Below are 17418 nucleotides of genomic sequence, written 5' to 3' on the forward strand. Positions count from 1 at the left end.
ACAGTCCGAGCACCGAAGGAGGAGGACGGCCCCGTGGCCGAAACCGCCGTACGCAGAGCGCCAACCGTCGTCACCAGAGTCAAGAAGACGCTGGCCCCGCTGCCGTGGATCGGTCCCGCCGTCCTCCTCATCGGCGTGGTCGTGTTGTGGCCCGTCGTCGTGATGATCTGGAGTTCGTTCCAGCGCATCCGCCGCACCGGCATCGTCGTGGGCCCGAACGGCACCGACAACTACACGAAGCTGTTCGACGAACCGGACTTCGTGGCGATCCTGTGGAACACCGTCGTCTGGGTGTTGGTCGTCGTCGCCGTGACCCTCGTGTTGTCGCTGTTCCTGGCGCAACTGTTCAACCAGCACTTCCCCGGCCGGCGCTTCGCGCGCTGGGCGATGATCGTGCCGTGGGCGGCCTCGGTCTTCATGACCGCCGTCGTCTTCAAGTGGATGCTGCACGAGACCCACGGCGCGATCAACACGGTCATGGTCGACCTGCACCTGATGGACGCGGGCAAGGACTGGCTCGGCAAGCCGTCCACGGCGATGCCGTGGATGATGGCGGTCGCGGTCTTCGTGTCGCTGCCGTTCACCACGTACACGCTGCTCGCGGGTCTGCAGACGGTCCCCGGTGAGGTGTACGAGGCGGCCAAGATCGACGGCGCGTCCACGTGGCGCACCTACCTTTCGATCACGCTGCCGCTGCTGAAGCCGGCGATCCTGGTCGCGGTGGTGATCAACCTGATCAACGTCTTCAACTCGTTCCCGATCATCTGGGCGATGACCAACGGTGGTCCGGGCTACGAGACCGCGACGACCACGGTGTTCATGTACCAGCTCAAGGCGTCCGACATCGGGGAGAGCGCCGCGATGTCCGTGGCCAACTTCGCGATGATCATCATCCTGGTCGCGTTCTTCCTCTTTGTCAGCCGTGGGAACAAGGAGACCGACCGATGAGCACCGCCGTCAGCGACAAGCCGGGCGCCGGGGGCGCGAAGCCCATTCCCGACGGGTCGAACTCCGGGGGCACGTCGTCCGGGGCGAAAAAACCCAGGGTCAGGGGCACGAAGTACAGCCAAAAGCAGTTGTGGTTCGGCGCGCTCGCGTGGGTCATCGCGATCGTCTTCGTGCTGCCGTACGTCGAGATGCTCATCACGGCACTGCGGCCCAAGGACGAACTGACCAGCGACGGCTACGTGCCGTCCAAGTTCGAGTGGGCCAACTTCATCGACGTGTGGGACAAGTCCACACTCGGCGACAACCTCAAGGTCTCGCTGCTCGTCGCGGGCATGTCGACGCTGCTCGTGCTCGTGGTGTCGCTGCCCGCCGCGTACTACACCGCGCGCAAGCGCTTCCGCGGGCGCGGAGTCTTCCTGATGCTCGTGCTGGTCACCCAGATGTTCCAGCCGACGTCACTGCTGGTCGGGCTGTACCGCGAGTTCTACATCCTCGACCTGCTCGATTCGTACTGGGCGCTCGTGCTCGTCAACGGCGCGTTCAACCTGGCCTTCTCGGTGTGGATCCTGACCGCCTACTTCAGCGCGATCCCGGTCGAGCTGGAAGAGGCCGCGATGATCGACGGTGCCTCCCGTCTCGGGGCACTGCGACGGGTCACGCTGCCGCTCGCGATGCCCGGCATCGTGACGGCGGTCATCTTCACCTTCATCGCCGCGTGGAACGAGTTCACCGTCGCGTTGGTCCTGGTGACCACGCCCGACAAGCAACCGCTCACGGTCGGGATCAACAGCTTCCTCGGCGCCTACCGGGTCGAGTGGCAGTACCTGTTCGCGGGTTCCGTGGTCGCGATCGTGCCCGTGGTGATCCTGTTCGCGTACATCGAGAAGCACGTCGTGTCCGGTCTCACCGCGGGCTCGGTCAAGTAGCCCGAGCGGGCCGAATGGCGCGGGGAAGCACGAAGCCCACAGGCTCGGGGCCTGTGGGCTTCGGCGCGTTCGGGTTCGCACTCGTGTTTGCGCCCGTGTTCGCGCTCGCGTCCGGTTCGGGGGCTACGGCAGGGTGATGTGGTACGCCTTGCGCAGCGTCTCGTGCACCGTCCACACGGTCTCGTCGCCCTCCTGGAGCACGCACGCGTCGCCCGGGCCGACCTCGATCGTGGCGCCGCCGCGGATCTCGATCGTCGCGCGCCCGGAGACCACCACGAACAGCTCGTTGGCCTCGGTGTCGGTGGCCACGCCCGGCGTGATCTGCCAGATCCCGCGGATCTGCTTGCCGTCCTCCGACTCCCACAGGACCTTGCCTGAGACCTCGGGGGAACCGGAGACGATCTGGGCCGGGTCGAGCGGGTCGGCTTCGAGTTCGGCGTCGGCGATATGGACGGCAAAAGTAGACATGCGGCGGAGCTTATAGGCCATCCCGGGCACCTCGCCCCGCGGGTGATTCGTGGGCTTTTCCGGCGAATCGCCGCGCCGGTGCGCTCGCCCGTCCGTACGGACGGGCACAATGCCGGAGGCGGGTCGACGGGCCCGTCCGAGGCATGGAAGAGGTGACCGATGGGTGAGGAGCACGACGTGCGGCCGGAGACGCCCCTGATTCCCGGGCAGAGCGCTGCGGAGACCTCGCCCGAGCACGTCCCCGCCGGCGGCCTGTCCGAGCGGGACCGGGACATCCTCGAATTCGAGCGCCAGTGGTGGAAGCACGCCGGAGCGAAGGAGCGCGCCGTGCGCGACCGCTTCGGGTTCTCCGCGACGCGCTACTTCCAGGTCCTGAACGCGCTGCTGGACCGACCGGAGGCGCTCGAACACGATCCGATGCTCGTCCAGCGCCTGCGCCGGCTGCGCGAGGCCCGGCAGCAGGCCCGGTCGACCATGCGTCGTACCGGGCGCTAGGGGCGTCCGGTGTCGATGCGCCGCAAGGACGAGTACGACGTTTTCACCGGATTCAGGCGATACGGCCTGATCTGGGCCAATCCCGACCCGGGGACCGACGAAGCCGAACCGGCCGGCGCCGGGGCCGACGAACCGGCGGCCGGGCTCGCCGGCGCGCGCGACCTCGTGGCCGGGCTGTGGGCCCGCCGCGCGGCCCCCGTGCTCCGGTCGCGGCGTGGCCTGATCCCGGTGGCCGCGCTGCTCGTGCTCGGCGCCCTCGCCGGCGCGCTCGCGATCGGCGCGGAGGAGCCCGCGTCGCGGATGGTCGCCGACCGGGCCCATCACGACGCCCCTGGGCAGGTGCCGGGCGCCGCGCCGAGCGGCTCCGCGCGGCCCGTACCGCCCGCCCGCGCGCCGGCCGTGCCCCGGGGCGCGCACGGCAAGGTCGTGCTGCTCGACCAGAGCAAGGTGCCCGCGCTCGCGCAGCGGATGGCCCGTCGGCTGGAGGCCGCCGGGTGGGAGGTCACCGGGACCGACGTGTTCCGCGGCGTCGTCCCCGCGACCACCGTGTACCACCCGGCCGACCAGGAGAAGCAGGCCCGCGCGCTGGCCGCCGACCTGCCCGGGATCGGCCGGATCAAGCCGACCTTCCCGGGCATCCCGCACAATCGGCTCACCGTGATCGTCGTCGACGACCAGGCGGTCCCACTCGCGGATCGTCTGCTGGGGTCGTTGACTACTCGCTAGTGCCGGGCGCCGAGAACCGGTGAACCTTTCCGGTCACGGCGGCACCAGCGCCACGACCGGCACCGAACACCGAGAATCGGCAAACCTTCCGGACACGGCGCTAGGTTGGACGGTATGTCCATCAACCGGTCCACGCTTCCCGAACCCACCACACCGGCCGGGCGGGCGGGGCTCGCCGCGTTGCTCGAGGAGCCGGCGCGTGCGGTCGTCGCGCTCGACTTCGACGGGACGCTCGCCCCGATCGTCGACGACCCCGAGAAGGCGAGAGCCGACGTACGGGCGGTCGAGGCGCTGTCCCGGCTGACCCCGCACCTGGAAGCGGTCGTGATCGTGACCGGCCGACCGGCCGCGGTCGCCGTCGAGTACGGGCGCTTCCGCGGCGTCGCCGGGCTCGAGAATCTGGTCGTCCTGGGCCATTACGGCCTGGAGCGTTGGGACGCGACGACCGGCCGGGTCAGCGCGCCCGAGCCGCCGCGCGGCGTCAACGAGGTACGACTCGCGCTGCCGGGCCTGATCCAGGGCCTCGGTCTGTGGAGCGCCACGTGGGTGGAGGACAAGGGCAGCGCGCTCGCCGTACACACCCGCCGCGCGCCCGACCCGGACGCCGCGTTCGAGCTGCTGCGCGACCCGCTCGCCGAGCTGGCGGCCCGGCACGGACTCGTGGTCGAACCCGGCCGCTACGTCCTGGAGTTGCGCCCCGCGGGGATGGACAAGGGCCGCGCGCTCACCGGCTTCCTGAAGGAGCGTCAGGCCAAGTCCGTACTGTTCGCCGGCGACGACCTGGGCGACCTCGCCGCCTTCGACGCCGTCGAGGAGCTCCGCGGCCAGGGCATCGCCGGCATCACCGTCTGCAGCGGCTCCGAGGAAGTGGCCACCCTGGCCGACCGCGCCGACCTGGTGGTCCCGGGCCCGGAAGGCATCGCCCAACTCCTCTCCGCCCTCGCCACCACGATCACCCCCTGACACCCACACCCCACCCCGCCGCTCCAGCCGATCCGGCACTTCAGGAACAAGCCTCATCCGGCACCCATCCAGCCCGTCCGGCGTTTGAGGACAGGCTTTTCGAGCCGGTCCGGCGTTTGAGGACGACATGCTTCATCCGGCACGCATCCAGCCCGTCCGGCGTTTGAGGACAGGCTTTTCGAGCCGGTCCGGCGTTTGAGGACGACATGCTTCATCCGGCACCCATTCAGCCCGTCCGGCGTTTGAGGACAAGCCTTTCAAGCCCGTCCGGCGTTTGAGGACACCCGGCACCCGGCCGGGCCCAATCCCTATGCCCGCCCGCCGGCACAGTCCGCAGGTTCCGCCTCGGCCACCGCAAACCGAGCCCGTGCATCCAGAAGCAAGGCGACCACCACCCCAGCCGGCTGCGCGGTCTCGACCCGCAAATCGGCCCCGACCACTATCCCGTGCGCGGTCAACGCGGCCCGAGCCCGCGCGTACTCCCCAGGCGTCAGCCGATACGCACACGGCGCCCGAGCCGGCTCGACCCGCCCCACCGGCGCGTTGTCGGCGCCGTCGAAGTGCACCTGCACACCACCCCGTTCGGCCCGCTCCCGCGAGACCCGCACCGCCTGCGCGATGGCGTCGCCGCGCTCCGCGGCCATCCGCAGGGTGGACCGCGCCGCGACCATGTGCGCGGCCACCCGGCGCCGCCCGAGCAGCCCCGCGTCGGTCCGCTCCAGCGGCGACGCGGGCTCCGATTGCACCTCGACCAGCACCGCCACCGCGTGGTCGATGCCCGCCGCGTTGCGCAACAGCCGCTCGTCCGCGTCGCCGGCGACCTGGCGATCCGTACGGTCCTGTCCGTACACGCCCGATCCCCAGCCCGCCGCGCGCAACGCCGGGCCGATCCGGTCGCGGGCGAGCTCGACCGCGAGACCGCGCAACTCCGGGGCCACGTTGAGGTTCCTCGGCCACAGGAACAGGGTCGGGGTGTCGTACACGCCCGCCGGCGTGTCGAAGTCGTGCAGGTCGTGCACGATGTGCGGCCGCAGCTCGCGCAGCACTCGGCGGAGGGCGCGGGCCTCCGGCGTGCTCACCGCGAGGTGGTCGCGATTGAGGTCGACGCCGTCGGCGCTCGCGCGCGTGCCGGCCACGAGCCCGTCCGGATTAGGCGTCGGCAGCACCATGACCGTGACCCGTTCGAGCAGTCGGCGACCGGCCGGCGAGCGGTCGGCGGCCAGGTCGCGGACCAGCTTCAGGCACGCCTCCCGGCCGGCCGGCTCGTCGCCGTGCTGGCCGCACACGAATAACACCCGGATCGGATCGGCCACCGTGCGCGCGCCGGTGAGCGTCACCAGGTCCAGCGGGCGCCCCCGCGCACTCGTGCCGACCCGGGTCAGCGTGATCCTGGCGGCCTCCCACGTGGGCCGGCCCGTATCCGGTTCCGCGACGAGCGAGCGCAGGTAGTCGCGCTCCTCCGCGAGCGTCGTCCAGGTCGTGCCGCCGCGTCGCTCGAACCCGGTCAGGTTCCGTCCGCCCCGCGCGGCGCCCGCCGGCACCAGCGCGAGCGCGACCCCGGCCACCAGCGCCAGCGGGAGCACCGCTCTCGCCGCCCAAGCCCTCATCCCCGAAACACCGTCCCCTTCACCGAGATCGACGCACCGTCACCGATCCGTCGTCCATCGAGCATGGCGGGGGAGCGGGGGTTGATGGGAGAGCGGGACTGGCCTAGGCTCTCCCATTCCGCTGTCCCACCCCGTGCCGAACCCCGAGAACCGGAAGACGTTCCCGGCCACGGCACCGGTGGGCCGCGCGGGCCGGATGTCCGAGAGCGCGCACACCGTCGCGAACCGGGCACAGCGGCCCGTGTCCTCTGCAGGGGCGCACCAGGACGTGGCATCGCGCACGGCCGGGCTCCAATCCGCCGTCGCCCGATCCGGAGAGTCATGTCCGTCCATGCCAGCACCCCCGGCTCCGCCGTGCCCAATCCCGACGCACTCCCCGACGACGCGCTCGCCGTCGAACGCGCCTACCTCGACGCGTCCCGCGCGGCCCTGCGCCGCATGCGCGAGGAGACCGAGGCGCTCGACCTGCGCGACGTCGGCGCGACCGCCGTGGCCAACGAGACCGCGCAGCACCTGATCGCCAAGCGGATCGCGGCGCTCGCCGACCACGCCGGCTCGCCGCTGTTCTTCGGCCGCGTCGACGGCCGCTTCGCCGACGGCGTCGAGGGCGTCGAGCCGGTCGAGGTCACCGCCGACCCGAGCAAGGACGTCGAGTCCTTCTGGATCGGCCGCCGGCACGTACACGACGAACTCGGCGACCCGATGGTCGTGGACTGGCGCGCGCCCCTGTCCCGCGCGTTCTACCGGGCCAACCGGGTCGACCCGCTCGGCGTCGAACTGCGCCGCCGGTTCGGCTGGACCGCCGGCGAACTGACCGCGTTCGAGGACGAACACCTCACCGACGCCGAGGAGACCGACACCGCGAGCGGGATCCTCGCCGCCGAGATCGAGCGCCCCCGCGTCGGCCCGATGCGCGACATCGTCGCCACCATCCAGCCCGAACAGGACGAGATCGTCCGCTCCGACCTCGGACACACGCTGTGCGTACAGGGCGCGCCCGGCACCGGCAAGACCGCCGTCGGCCTGCACCGTGTCGCCTGGCTGCTGTACGCCTACCGCGACCGCCTCGCCCGCACCGGCACCCTCGTGGTCGGCCCGAACCGGTCCTTCCTCGACTACATCCAGCAGGTGCTGCCCGCGCTCGGCGAGGTCGAGGTCGGCCAGACCACCGTCGAGGACCTGGTCACCCGCACCTCCAAGATCACCATCCGCGCGCTCGACGAAGCCGTGCCCGGCACGGTCAAGGGCGACGCGCGGATGGCCGAGGTACTGCGCCGCGCGGTGTGGTCCGGCTTGAGGGACCCGCAGGAGTCGGTGGCCGTGGTCCGCGACTCGCGGACGTGGCGGCTGGCGGTGTACGAGATCGAGGAACTGGTGACCGCGCTGCGCACACGCGACGTGCGCTACGGCGCGGCGCGCGACATGCTCCGGCAGCGGCTCGCGCACGCGCTGTTGTCCAAGATGGAGGAGCGCGGCGAATCCCCCGACGACCGGGTACAGGACGCGGTCGCGCGCAGCCGTCCGGTCAAGGCCGCGGTGGACGCGATGTGGCCTGCGGTGGACCCGCTCAAGCTGGTGTTCCGGCTGCTGAGCGACGCCGCGTTCCTGGCCGCCTGCGCCGACGGGATCCTCACCGCCGACGAGCAGGCCGCGATCCTGTGGGCCAAGCCGCCGCGTGGCGCGGGGTCCGCGCGCTGGACCGTGGCCGACGCGGTGCTCGTGGACGAGACGGCCGACCTGCTCTACCGCACCGGCGGCTACGGCCACGTGGTGATCGACGAGGCGCAGGACCTGTCGCCGATGCAATGCCGGGCGGTCGGGCGGCGCTGCTCCACGGGCTCCGCCACGGTGCTCGGCGACATCGCGCAGGGCACCACGCCGTGGGCGACGCCCGGGTGGGAGGAGACGCTGCGGCACCTGGGACACGAGGGCGCGAAGGTCGAGGAGCTGACCAGGGGCTTCCGGGTACCGCTGCAGATCCTGGAGTTCGCGAGCCGACTGCTGCCACTGATCGCGCCGGAGCTCTCGCCCGCCTCGTCGGTCCGGCGGACGGCGGGCGCGCTCGAACTGCGGGCCGTCGAGGCCGAGGAGCTGTCCGCGCGGGCCGCGGCGGCGGCCGTCGAACTGCTCGACCACGAGGGCTCGATCGGGCTGATCTGCGCCGACGAGCGGGTGCCTTCGGTCGCGGCGGCGTTGCGTGCTCTGGACGCGGCGCATCGGGTCCTGGGCGGCGACGGTGGTCCGGGCGAGGCGCGGATAAGCGTGGTGCCGGCGTCGTTGGCCAAGGGTCTGGAGTTCGACCACGTCGCGGTCGCGGAGCCGGCGGAGATCGTCGACGCCGAGGCCCAGGGATTGCGTCGGTTGTACGTGGTGCTCACGCGGGCGGTGTCGGGGTTGGTCGTGTTGCATGGGCTGCCGCTGCCTGATGCGTTGTCCTCAAACGCCGGACGGGCTTGATTGGTTCGTGGTCGGGCTGCGGATGGGCGTTGGTTGGGGTTGTCCTCAAACGCCGTACGGGCTTGAGCGGTTCCTGTTCGGTGGTTGGGGACAAGGCATCCAATACGAGTGAACTGCGTGTGTCGAAGTGGTTGGTGGTCGGCTTCGCTCGCTCGTTCTGCCATGCTGGCCCGGTGGAACGCATTCAGGAGTCCGCGACCGTGACGCTGCGGGATCAGTGGGCCCGCCTCGTCGGCGAGCACGCCGAGGCCGGCGCAGTCGTCGAGAGCCTGCTCGCGCGCTATGCCGAGCCGCACCGCCGCTATCACGGCACCGAGCATCTGCGCACCGTGCTGGACCTGATCGGCGAACTGGCCTACGAGGCCGACGACGTCGACGCGGTCATGCTCGCGGCGTGGTTCCACGATGCGGTCTACGACCCGGCCCGGGCCGACAACGAGGAGCGCAGCGCGCGCCTCGCCGAACGCGGCCTGCGCGAGGCGGGCGTCGCCCCGGAACTGGTGGCCGAGACCGTGCGCCTGGTCCGGGTCACCGCCGAGCACGCGCCCGGCGAGAGCGACCGCAACGCGCATGTGCTGTGCGACGCCGACCTCGCGATCCTGGCCGCCGACCGCGAGCGCTACGAGGCGTACACGGCGGCGGTCCGCGAGGAATACTCGTTCGTGCCGGACGAGGCGTTCCGGGCCGCGCGCGCCGCCGTGCTGCGCGACCTGATGTCGCTGCCCCGCCTGTTCCACACCCGCCTGGGTGCGGCGCGGTACGAAGAGGCGGCCCGCTACAACATGCGCGCCGAGCTGGAGCGTCTCGAAGGCACCATCCCGCGCCAGCAGTCCTGACCAGCCCGCCCCGCGTCAGCGCGGGGTGTACCGCTTGCGCTGTCGCAGCCCCGCGGCGGTCAGCCGGACCACCAGTTCCCGACTGGAGACCGGCAGGGCGCCGCTTGCGAGTGCCCGCTCGTACAAATCGGCGGGTACGTCGTAGTGATCCCGGTCGAACGCGCGCTCCGGCGCCCCGAGTTCGCGCGCGAACGCGTGCAGTTCGGCGTGCGAGACGTCGCTGACGAGATGCGACCACAGTCGCCCGCGTCCGGGCCAGGCGGGGGGATCGATGAGAAGTGCCACGCGTTCGATTCTCGTATACGCCGCGATCCCGCACACTTGTGGACCATGAGCAAGGACCCGACCGACGTCGCGCTGCTGACCGCCCGCTCCCTCGTACTCGCGGACCTGCGGGTGCACGACGTCGAGACCCCCGAGACCGTGACCGTCGTCGAGCACGCCCTGGTCGAACGCAAGTGGTGGGTCGAGCAGTGGCCCGAGGGCGCCGCGTACGTCCCGGGCCTGATCGGGCAGGACGTCCAGGAGGCGCTGGCCGAGCAGGGCACGATGTGGCCGCGCTGCCCGCTGCACGGCGACCACCCGCTCTACATCGAGCCCGAACTGGGCGAGGACCCGCACTGGGTCTGCGAGAAGGACGCGGTGGCGGTCGCCGCGCTCGGCGGCCTGACGGTCGGGTAGGCCGAGTCAGATTTGGAACATCGCCGTATCCAGGTCGATGCCGAAGGGCTCGGGGATGGCGATCGACGCGCCGATCGGTACCTGAAGACGCCCGTGGTACTTCTTGCCGTCGGGCGCGGAGAAGAGCGTCACGGAAGGGCCCTCCTTGTCCCAGCGGTCGACGAGCAGGTAGAGCGGAACCTGAGCCCTCGCGTAGGCCTCGAGCTTGGTCACCCGATCGTGGTTCGCATTGTCCTTGGAGGTGACCTCGGCGATGAGGAGGGCGTACCGCGCCGGAGTCGGCGCCGTGTCGTGCTTGGCATCCACCCTGATGTCGTCGAGCGGCATCACGACGACATCGGGAATGTAGAGCCGAAACAGCGGCGCGATACTCACACCGAGGGTCTGGAAGATTTCACAGTTCTCCGGGGTGACCGGAACCAACGCTCGCTGGATGCGCGCGGCGATCACATTGTGCGTATTTGCCGGCGGCGGCGACACGATGATCTTCCCCCCCTCGATCTCGACGCGCCAGCCGTCGGGCACGTCCAGCTCCTGCCGTGTGGACACCAGTCGGTGCCAGGTGTCGCTCGCCTCGATCACGGGTGTGGTCATGTCGTCCACCTCATCCACCTCGGTCCGCGCGCGGTACAGGAGCGACGCTACGAGTCGCCCGGAGACCATTTCAGAGTAAGTCGCCTCCGCCACTCGAAGGAGCGAACACGCATCGAACACTCCGGGAAGACCCCAACAGGGCACGGTGTGGCCGCGCTGCCCGCTGCATGGCGACCACCCGCTCGACATCGAGCCAGAACCGGGCGAGGACCCGCACTGGGTCTGCGAGAAGGACGCGGTGGCGATTGCCGCGCTCGGCGGGCTGGGCACCGATCGACCGCCGAACGAGGGCGCCGTCGAGGACGTGTAGCGCGGCCGGCGAGTTCGAGTCTGGCGAATATCGGGTCAGTGAGGGAAGTTCGAGGTGTCCAGGTCGACCCCGAAGGGCTCGGGGATCGTGATCGTTTTTCCGAACGCGATATGGAGAAACTGCCGGTACTTTCCGCCGTCGGGTTCAGAGAACAGAGTCACGGACGGACCTGTGGGATCCCATCGATCAATGAGCAAGTAGAGCGGAACCGGTGCCTGCGCATAGGCGTCGCGTTTGGTCTCTCGGTCGTGATTCGCGTTGCCTTGCGAGGTGACCTCCGCAACCAGGAGGGCGTGGTGGGCCGGAGTCGGGGTCGCGGTGTCTTCGCGAGGGACGATTGCCACGTCGGGGACGTAGAGCCGACCGAGCGGAACGATCTCCACACCGAGGTTCGTGAAGGCTCCGCAACCTCTCGGGGCGGCCTGCCGCAACAATGCGGCGATCTCGTCGACGATCAATTCGTGTGTGTGCACGGGCGGCGGCGACACCGTGATGTTCTCCCCGTCTACCTCGACGCGCCAGCCTCTGGGCACGTCCAACTCTTGCCACATGGCCACCATCTGGTGCCAGTGGGCGCCCGTCTCGATCACGGGTGCGGTCATGTCCTTCACCTCGCCCACCTCGATCCACGCTGTACAAGAGCGATGCTGACGCCGCTCGGAGACCATTTCAGGGTAAGCGGACTGTGCCACTCGAACGAGCGAACACGCATCGAACACTCCGGGAAGACCCCAACACGCGAAAGAGGCGGCCCCCCGAAGGGGACCGCCTCTTTCGTACAGCGACTGACTGTGCGTCAGGTCAACCGATCCTCAGCGGATCAGAAGTCCATGCCGCCCATGTCCGGAGCGCCGCCGGCCGGGGCCGGGTTCTTCTCCGGCTTGTCGGCGATGACAGCCTCGGTCGTCAGGAACAGCGCGGCGATCGACGCGGCGTTCTGCAGAGCGGAGCGGGTGACCTTCGCCGGGTCGATGATGCCCTCGGCGATGAGGTCGACGTACTCGCCGGTCGCGGCGTTGAGGCCGTGACCCGGGGTCAGGTTGCGCACCTTCTCCACAACCACGCCGCCCTCGAGGCCGGCGTTGACCGCGATCTGCTTGAGCGGGGCCTCGACGGCCAGACGCACGATGTTCGCGCCGGTCGCCTCGTCGCCTTCGAGCTCGAGCTTGTCGAACGCGATGGTCGACGCCTGGAGCAGAGCCACGCCACCACCGGCGACGATGCCCTCTTCGACGGCGGCCTTCGCGTTGCGCACCGCGTCCTCGATGCGGTGCTTGCGCTCCTTGAGCTCGACCTCGGTCGCGGCGCCGGCCTTGATGACGGCCACGCCGCCGGCCAGCTTCGCGAGGCGCTCCTGGAGCTTCTCGCGGTCGTAGTCCGAGTCCGAGTTCTCGATCTCGGCGCGGATCTGGTTCACGCGACCCGCGACCTGGTCCGAGTCACCGGCGCCGTCGACGATGGTCGTCTCGTCCTTGGTGACGACGACCTTGCGGGCGCGGCCGAGGAGTTCGAGACCGGCGGTGTCGAGCTTGAGGCCGACCTCCTCGGAGATGACCTGGCCACCGGTGAGGATGGCGATGTCGCCGAGCATGGCCTTGCGACGGTCGCCGAAGCCCGGAGCCTTGACGGCGACGGACTTGAAGGTGCCGCGGATCTTGTTCACGACGAGCGTGGCCAGGGCCTCGCCCTCGACGTCCTCGGAGATGATCATGAGCGGCTTACCCGACTGCATGACCTTCTCGAGGAGCGGGAGGAGGTCCTTCACCGAGGTGATCTTCGAGTTGACGATGAGCACGTAGGCGTCTTCGAGGACGGCCTCCATGCGCTCCATGTCGGTCGCGAAGTACGGCGAGATGTAGCCCTTGTCGAAGCGCATGCCCTCGGTGAGCTCGAGCTCGAGACCGAAGGTGTTGCTCTCCTCGACGGTGATGACGCCTTCCTTGCCGACCTTGTCCATGGCCTCGGCGATCATCTCGCCGATCAGGGGGTCAGCGGCGGAGATCGAGGCGGTGGAGGCGATCTGCTCCTTCGTCTCGACGTCCTTGGCGAGCGCGAGCAGCTGCTCGGAGACGGCCTCGACGGCCTTCTCGATGCCGCGCTTGAGGGCCATCGGGTTCGCGCCGGCGGCCACGTTGCGCAGGCCTTCGCGGACGAGCGCCTGGGCGAGGACGGTCGCGGTCGTCGTGCCGTCACCGGCGACGTCGTCCGTCTTCTTGGCGACCTCCTTGACCAGCTCGGCGCCGATCTTCTCGTACGGGTCCTCGAGCTCGATCTCCTTGGCGATGCTCACACCATCGTTCGTGATGGTGGGCGCACCCCACTTCTTCTCGAGCACGACGTTGCGGCCCTTCGGGCCCAGCGTGACCTTGACGGCGTCGGCGAGCTGGTTCATCCCGCGCTCGAGGCCGCGGCGCGCTTCCTCGTTGAACGCGATGATCTTGGCCATGTGGTGAAGTCCTCCCAGAACGGGGGTGAGTGCCGGACCGCACAGGTGCCCGCGACGGACGACCCGACCACCGTGAGGATCCCTCCCTCACGGGCGCCGAGCCTCACCGGCCCGGTCCGTTTCTGTCACTCTCACATCCAGAGTGCTAACGCCAATGATTAGCACTCGACCATGCCGAGTGCAAGCGCAACGGCCGGTCCCGACCCGCACGCGCCCACCCGCGCGCGTGTCGCACGAAGAACCCGTGCGCGAGCACCGGTGCGTGGACCGGCGCGCGGCGCGTGACGGCCATCCGGCGGGAGGCGGCGCACAACGACCGGGGCCCGGCCCCCGCATGGCGGGAAGCCGGGCCCCGGTCACCGATCACATAGGAGCGTGTGATGCGTGTGTCGTGCAGTCCGTGGTGTGGACCGTTTCAAGCAGAGGAGCGGATAGCCCCCTGGTTCAGGCGGTGACGCGGACCATGTCGGCCTGCGGCCCCTTCTGCCCCTGCGAGATCTCGAACTCGACTCGCTGCCCCTCCTCGAGCGTCCGGTACCCGTCCATCTGGATCGCGCTGTAGTGGACGAAGACGTCCGCACCACCGTCGACCGCGATGAAGCCGTACCCCTTCTCCGCGTTGAACCACTTGACGGCGCCCTGAGCCATTCCTAACTCCCCTGTTACTGGCCCTTTCACGGATACTGCACGCCGCAGCTCCGGGTTCGTATCCAGAAGGTCCCGGCCTTCTGCTACGACCGCGGCTGAATGTATCCGGACGGATGCCCGGAGCAACAGGTCAATCGGACGAGAATTCCCGGATGAATAAAGCTCTCATATTCCGCAAATCAACAGGAAAGCCGTATTTCAATTCATCAGGAATGCGATCTTCGGAACATATCGGATGTGATCCCGACCACGGGTTTACCGACATGCCGCCGTCAAAGGCAGGAAATGGGCCCGGGTAAACCCGTGTATCGCACAACCGTCGGGGGAACCAAGAAATCCGCCACACGGGGCTCCGTGTGGCGGATTTCTTCATTCCGTTTCGGGTCCGGACGATGAAGATCCGGGCCGTCGGCCTATGTCGTCAGCAACCGCCGGCGACCGCCGGGATGATCGAAACGCTGCCGCCATCGGGGATGGCGGTGGCGAGACCGTCGGCGAAGCGCACGTCCTCGTCGTTCACGTAGAGATTCACAAAGCGGCGCAGCTTGCCCTCGTCGTCGAGGATGCGCGCGCGAATTCCGGTGTTGTCCTTTTCCAGGCTGTCGAGGACCTCGGCGAGGGTCGTCCCCTCGACCGCGACCTCGGCCGCCCCACCCGTGTAGGTGCGCAGGATCGTCGGGATGCGAACGGAGACGCTCATGCCAGGCCGGCCTTTCGGAAGGAATCAAGGGTGGGTCGAATGGTCGCGGTGGGGCCGGTGGTCGGCGTGACCGCGTCCAACGTCTTGAGGCCGTCACCCGTGTTGAGCACGACCGTCTCGGCGTCCGGGTCCAACTGCCCCGACGCGATCAGCTTCCGCAGGCAGCCGACCGTGACACCGCCGGCCGTCTCGCCGAAGACGCCCTCGGTGCGGGCGAGCAGCTTCATCGCCTCGACCACCTCGACGTCGTTCACGTCCTCCACCGCGCCGCCGGTGCGCTTGCACACGTCCAGCACGTAGGGACCGTCGGCGGGGTTGCCGATCGCGAGCGACTTGGCGATGGTGTCCGGCTTCACCGGGCGGATCACGTCGTGTCCGGCCTTCCACGCGGCCGACACCGGGGAGCAGCCCGTGGCCTGCGCGCCGAAGATCCGGTACGGCGCGTCCTCGACCAGGCCGAGCGCGATCAGCTCGCGGAAGCCCTTGTCGATCTTGGTCAGCTGAGAACCCGACGCGATCGGGATCACGATCTGCTCGGGCAGTTTCCAGCCGAGCTGTTCGGCGATCTCGTAGGCCAGCGTCTTGGAGCCCTCGCCGTAGTACGGCCGCAGGTTCACGTTGACGAAGCCCCAGTCCTCGCCGGCCGGGTCGCCGATGAGCTCCGAGCAGAAGCGGTTGACCTCGTCGTACGTGCCTTCGATCGCGACCAGCTCGCCACCGTAGACCGCCGCCGTGACGACCTTGCCGGCCTCCAGGTCGGAGGGGATGAACACGCAGCTGCGCAGCCCCGCGCGGGCGGCAGCGGCGCCGACCGCGCCGGCCAGGTTGCCGGTCGAGGAGCACGAGAGGGTGGTGAAGCCGAAGGTGCGGGCGGCCTCGACGGCGATGGCCACCACACGGTCCTTGAACGAGTGGGTCGGGTTCCCGGAGTCGTCCTTGACGTGCAGGTTCCGGACGCCCAGCTCGCGGCCGAGGTTCTCGGCCCGGACGAGCTTGGTGAAGCCGGGGTTCAGGTTGGGCCGCGACGCGACGTCCGCGGACACCGGCAGGAGCGGCGCGTAGCGCCAGATGTTGTTCGGGCCCGCCTCGATCTGCTCGCGCGTCACGGTGCCGAACTCGTAGGCGATCTCGAGCGGTCCGAAACAGGACTCGCACGCGTACTTCGGGCCGAGCCCGGTGCGTTGACCGCACTCGCGACACGACAGTGCGACGGCGGGGCCGAAGGAGGTGGGGGTGGCGCTGCTGGTGCGGGTGGCGGTGGGTGTCGCCATGGCGAGGGCCTTTCTGTCCTCATCTTTACCCGTGGGTTTCCACGGGCCGGACTTGGCACCTGTCCGATCCGTCAGCACTCGCTCGCGCCGAAAGCGCGTCACGAGGAATGACGATCGGATGGTTGCCGGGGCTTCAACGGGCCGTTCCCTCTGCCCCTCTGGATGAGCTGCTATGGCGGTGGACACACCCTTCGCCGGGTGGCCGGTCCGCGTTTGTCCGGCGCGACGTGCGATCGTCGTATCCGGTGACGACGACTGTAACCGAACCGGTGCCGCGTCGATCATCCGGTCCACCTCGCGAGACGATAAAGGGTGGAAACGACCGAGGCCGGAACGTCGGCCGACGACAGGGGATTTTCGAACGTGCAGCCCGAGGTGAGTGCCTGGCTTCGGCGACGGTCTTCCGTCGCCGCCGACTGGCCCGTCGACCAGCTTCTTGACGCCAAACGTGACACCCGGGTCAGCGTCGTCCTGCCCGCGTTGGACGAGCAGGCGACCGTCGGCGACATCGTCAAGATCATCCGGACCGAGCTGATCGAGCGCGTGCCGCTCGTGGACGAGCTCGTGGTCGTCGACTCCGGATCCGCGGACGACACCGCCCGGGTCGCCGCCGACGCGGGGGCGCGGGTCGTGCACCGCGACGAGATCCTGCCCGCCGTACCGGCCGTGCGGGGCAAGGGCGAGGTGCTGTGGCGCTCGCTCCTGGTCACCGACGGGGACGTGGTCGCGTTCGTGGACGCGGACCTGAAGGACTTCTCCGCCGACTTCGTGACCGGCATCCTGGGCCCGTTGCTGACCGACCCGTCGGTGCAGCTGGTCAAGGCGATGTACGACCGCCCGCTCGAGATCGGCGACACCATCGTCCCCGCCGGCGGCGGTCGGGTCACCGAGCTGGTCGCGCGGCCCCTGCTCAACCTGCACTGGCCCGAACTCGCGGGCTTCGTCCAGCCGCTCGGCGGCGAGTACGCGGCCCGTCGCTCGCTGCTCGAACAACTGCCCTTCCCGTGCGGCTACGGGATCGAGACAGCGATGCTCGTGGACACCCTGCGCCTGGTCGGCCTGGACGCGATGGCGCAGGTGGACGTGGGCGTGCGGCGACACAGCCACCAGGACGAGGCGGGTCTGGGCCGGATGTCGGCCGAGATACTCCAGGCCGTCGAGCGCCGCCTGCGACGCGGTCCCACCGGCACGCACCCGGTCGAGCTGAGCACCGCGCTGACCCAGTTCGAGCGGGACGAGGGCGGCTTCCGGCAGCGCACGCACGACGTCGCGGCTCGGGAGCGGCCGCCGATGGCGACCGTCCCCGAATACCGCGAGCGCACCCGCCACGCGCTGCGCTGAC

Annotated in this window: 19 protein-coding genes and 1 riboswitch; of the genes, 10 read left to right on the forward strand and 9 right to left on the reverse strand. The window is 69.7% G+C overall.

The features are described from left to right. The first annotated feature begins 33 nt into the window (after positions 1-33). Together OG928_RS19700 and OG928_RS19705 are read left to right on the forward strand one after the other, a co-directional pair. Entirely contained in the window at positions 34-948 is a 915-nt protein-coding gene (locus OG928_RS19700; RefSeq protein WP_406285537.1) for a carbohydrate ABC transporter permease, read from the forward strand. After that, positions 945-1874 carry a carbohydrate ABC transporter permease gene (locus OG928_RS19705; protein WP_406285540.1) on the forward strand — a complete coding sequence of 310 codons (930 nt, stop codon included), beginning with the start codon at positions 945-947 and terminating at the stop codon, positions 1872-1874. The genes OG928_RS19700 and OG928_RS19705 overlap by 4 nt, the downstream gene beginning before the upstream one ends. Before the next feature lie 123 nt (positions 1875-1997). On the opposite strand, the gene OG928_RS19710 is transcribed toward OG928_RS19705, so the two are convergent. Further along, positions 1998-2342: a cupin domain-containing protein gene (locus OG928_RS19710; protein WP_406285542.1), complete on the reverse strand. Its 345-nt coding sequence runs from the start codon at positions 2340-2342 to the stop codon at positions 1998-2000. Positions 2343-2501: 159 nt separating this feature from the next. On the opposite strand from OG928_RS19710, the gene OG928_RS19715 reads away from it, so the two are divergent. The 3 genes from OG928_RS19715 (at position 2502) to otsB (ending at position 4526) form a co-directional block, all read left to right on the forward strand. Beyond that, positions 2502-2837 (forward strand): DUF3263 domain-containing protein, encoded by a 336-nt coding sequence (locus tag OG928_RS19715; protein ID WP_406285544.1) that lies wholly within the window; start codon positions 2502-2504, stop codon positions 2835-2837. Positions 2838-2852: 15 nt separating this feature from the next. Continuing rightward, positions 2853-3563 carry a LytR C-terminal domain-containing protein gene (locus OG928_RS19720; RefSeq protein WP_406291079.1) on the forward strand — a complete coding sequence of 237 codons (711 nt, stop codon included), beginning with the start codon at positions 2853-2855 and terminating at the stop codon, positions 3561-3563. Positions 3564-3677: 114 nt separating this feature from the next. Further along, entirely contained in the window at positions 3678-4526 is an 849-nt protein-coding gene (gene otsB / locus OG928_RS19725) for a trehalose-phosphatase (RefSeq protein ID WP_406285546.1), read from the forward strand. A gap of 308 nt (positions 4527-4834) precedes the next feature. Here otsB and OG928_RS19730 read toward each other — a convergent pair whose 3' ends face one another. Beyond that, entirely contained in the window at positions 4835-6133 is a 1299-nt protein-coding gene (locus tag OG928_RS19730) for a M14 family metallocarboxypeptidase (protein ID WP_406285548.1), read from the reverse strand. Between the two features lie 321 nt (positions 6134-6454). Between OG928_RS19730 and OG928_RS19735 the strand changes: the two genes are divergently transcribed. Further along, on the forward strand, positions 6455-8590 hold the full coding sequence (locus OG928_RS19735) for a HelD family protein (protein ID WP_406285550.1): 2136 nt from the start codon (positions 6455-6457) through the stop codon (positions 8588-8590). A gap of 173 nt (positions 8591-8763) precedes the next feature. Next, a complete protein-coding gene (locus OG928_RS19740) occupies positions 8764-9426 on the forward strand; it encodes a metal-dependent phosphohydrolase (protein ID WP_406285553.1) in 663 nt (220 codons plus the stop codon). A 15-nt stretch (positions 9427-9441) separates the two neighbouring features. Here the strand turns inward: OG928_RS19740 and OG928_RS19745 are convergent, their stop codons facing one another. Beyond that, positions 9442-9711 (reverse strand): DUF4031 domain-containing protein, encoded by a 270-nt coding sequence (locus OG928_RS19745; RefSeq protein WP_406285555.1) that lies wholly within the window; start codon positions 9709-9711, stop codon positions 9442-9444. A 45-nt stretch (positions 9712-9756) separates the two neighbouring features. On the opposite strand from OG928_RS19745, the gene OG928_RS19750 reads away from it, so the two are divergent. Beyond that, positions 9757-10107, forward strand: coding sequence for a hypothetical protein (locus OG928_RS19750; protein ID WP_406285557.1), 351 nt, complete (start codon positions 9757-9759; stop codon positions 10105-10107). A gap of 6 nt (positions 10108-10113) precedes the next feature. Here the strand turns inward: OG928_RS19750 and OG928_RS19755 are convergent, their stop codons facing one another. Then, positions 10114-10701 carry a Uma2 family endonuclease gene (locus OG928_RS19755; RefSeq protein ID WP_406291081.1) on the reverse strand — a complete coding sequence of 196 codons (588 nt, stop codon included), beginning with the start codon at positions 10699-10701 and terminating at the stop codon, positions 10114-10116. Positions 10702-10846: 145 nt separating this feature from the next. Between OG928_RS19755 and OG928_RS19760 the strand changes: the two genes are divergently transcribed. After that, positions 10847-11011 (forward strand): hypothetical protein, encoded by a 165-nt coding sequence (locus OG928_RS19760; RefSeq protein WP_406285559.1) that lies wholly within the window; start codon positions 10847-10849, stop codon positions 11009-11011. A 35-nt stretch (positions 11012-11046) separates the two neighbouring features. Here the strand turns inward: OG928_RS19760 and OG928_RS19765 are convergent, their stop codons facing one another. The 5 genes from OG928_RS19765 to thrC all read right to left on the reverse strand — a co-directional run bounded on the left by OG928_RS19765 (position 11047) and on the right by thrC (position 16076). Continuing rightward, positions 11047-11613 carry a Uma2 family endonuclease gene (locus OG928_RS19765; RefSeq protein ID WP_406291083.1) on the reverse strand — a complete coding sequence of 189 codons (567 nt, stop codon included), beginning with the start codon at positions 11611-11613 and terminating at the stop codon, positions 11047-11049. A gap of 218 nt (positions 11614-11831) precedes the next feature. Continuing rightward, positions 11832-13457 (reverse strand): chaperonin GroEL, encoded by a 1626-nt coding sequence (groL, locus tag OG928_RS19770; RefSeq protein WP_406285561.1) that lies wholly within the window; start codon positions 13455-13457, stop codon positions 11832-11834. Between the two features lie 444 nt (positions 13458-13901). Continuing rightward, entirely contained in the window at positions 13902-14105 is a 204-nt protein-coding gene (locus OG928_RS19775; RefSeq protein ID WP_020557826.1) for a cold-shock protein, read from the reverse strand. 421 nt (positions 14106-14526) lie between these two features. Next, positions 14527-14805, reverse strand: a complete 279-nt coding sequence (locus OG928_RS19780; protein ID WP_406285563.1) for a ubiquitin-like small modifier protein 1 — start codon at positions 14803-14805, stop codon at positions 14527-14529. Next, entirely contained in the window at positions 14802-16076 is a 1275-nt protein-coding gene (gene thrC, locus OG928_RS19785; protein ID WP_406285566.1) for a threonine synthase, read from the reverse strand. The genes OG928_RS19780 and thrC overlap by 4 nt, the downstream gene beginning before the upstream one ends. A gap of 16 nt (positions 16077-16092) precedes the next feature. Beyond that, a riboswitch (SAM riboswitch) is annotated at positions 16093-16245 on the reverse strand. 194 nt (positions 16246-16439) lie between these two features. On the opposite strand from thrC, the gene OG928_RS19790 reads away from it, so the two are divergent. Next, complete coding sequence (locus OG928_RS19790; RefSeq protein WP_406285568.1) at positions 16440-17417, forward strand: glucosyl-3-phosphoglycerate synthase; 978 nt, start codon at positions 16440-16442, stop codon at positions 17415-17417. Position 17418: the final 1 nt, after the last annotated feature.

Source organism: Embleya sp. NBC_00896, assembly GCF_045207785.1.
Lineage (GTDB): Bacteria > Actinomycetota > Actinomycetes > Streptomycetales > Streptomycetaceae > Embleya.

Bases quoted from the DNA above. Each gene is read 5' to 3' on its own strand.
- OG928_RS19765 (WP_406291083.1), bottom strand. From the start codon at position 11,613: ATGACCGCACCCGTGATCGAGACGGGCGCCCACTGGCACCAGATGGTG.
- thrC (WP_406285566.1), bottom strand. From the start codon at position 16,076: ATGGCGACACCCACCGCCACCCGCACCAGCAGCGCCACCCCCACCTCC.
- OG928_RS19775 (WP_020557826.1), bottom strand. From the start codon at position 14,105: ATGGCTCAGGGCGCCGTCAAGTGGTTCAACGCGGAGAAGGGGTACGGC.
- OG928_RS19710 (WP_406285542.1), bottom strand. From the start codon at position 2,342: ATGTCTACTTTTGCCGTCCATATCGCCGACGCCGAACTCGAAGCCGAC.
- groL (WP_406285561.1), bottom strand. From the start codon at position 13,457: ATGGCCAAGATCATCGCGTTCAACGAGGAAGCGCGCCGCGGCCTCGAG.
- OG928_RS19780 (WP_406285563.1), bottom strand. From the start codon at position 14,805: ATGAGCGTCTCCGTTCGCATCCCGACGATCCTGCGCACCTACACGGGT.
- OG928_RS19720 (WP_406291079.1), top strand. From the start codon at position 2,853: ATGCGCCGCAAGGACGAGTACGACGTTTTCACCGGATTCAGGCGATAC.
- OG928_RS19715 (WP_406285544.1), top strand. From the start codon at position 2,502: ATGGGTGAGGAGCACGACGTGCGGCCGGAGACGCCCCTGATTCCCGGG.
- OG928_RS19705 (WP_406285540.1), top strand. From the start codon at position 945: ATGAGCACCGCCGTCAGCGACAAGCCGGGCGCCGGGGGCGCGAAGCCC.
- OG928_RS19730 (WP_406285548.1), bottom strand. From the start codon at position 6,133: ATGAGGGCTTGGGCGGCGAGAGCGGTGCTCCCGCTGGCGCTGGTGGCC.
- OG928_RS19750 (WP_406285557.1), top strand. From the start codon at position 9,757: ATGAGCAAGGACCCGACCGACGTCGCGCTGCTGACCGCCCGCTCCCTC.
- OG928_RS19735 (WP_406285550.1), top strand. From the start codon at position 6,455: ATGTCCGTCCATGCCAGCACCCCCGGCTCCGCCGTGCCCAATCCCGAC.
- otsB (WP_406285546.1), top strand. From the start codon at position 3,678: ATGTCCATCAACCGGTCCACGCTTCCCGAACCCACCACACCGGCCGGG.
- OG928_RS19755 (WP_406291081.1), bottom strand. From the start codon at position 10,701: ATGACCACACCCGTGATCGAGGCGAGCGACACCTGGCACCGACTGGTG.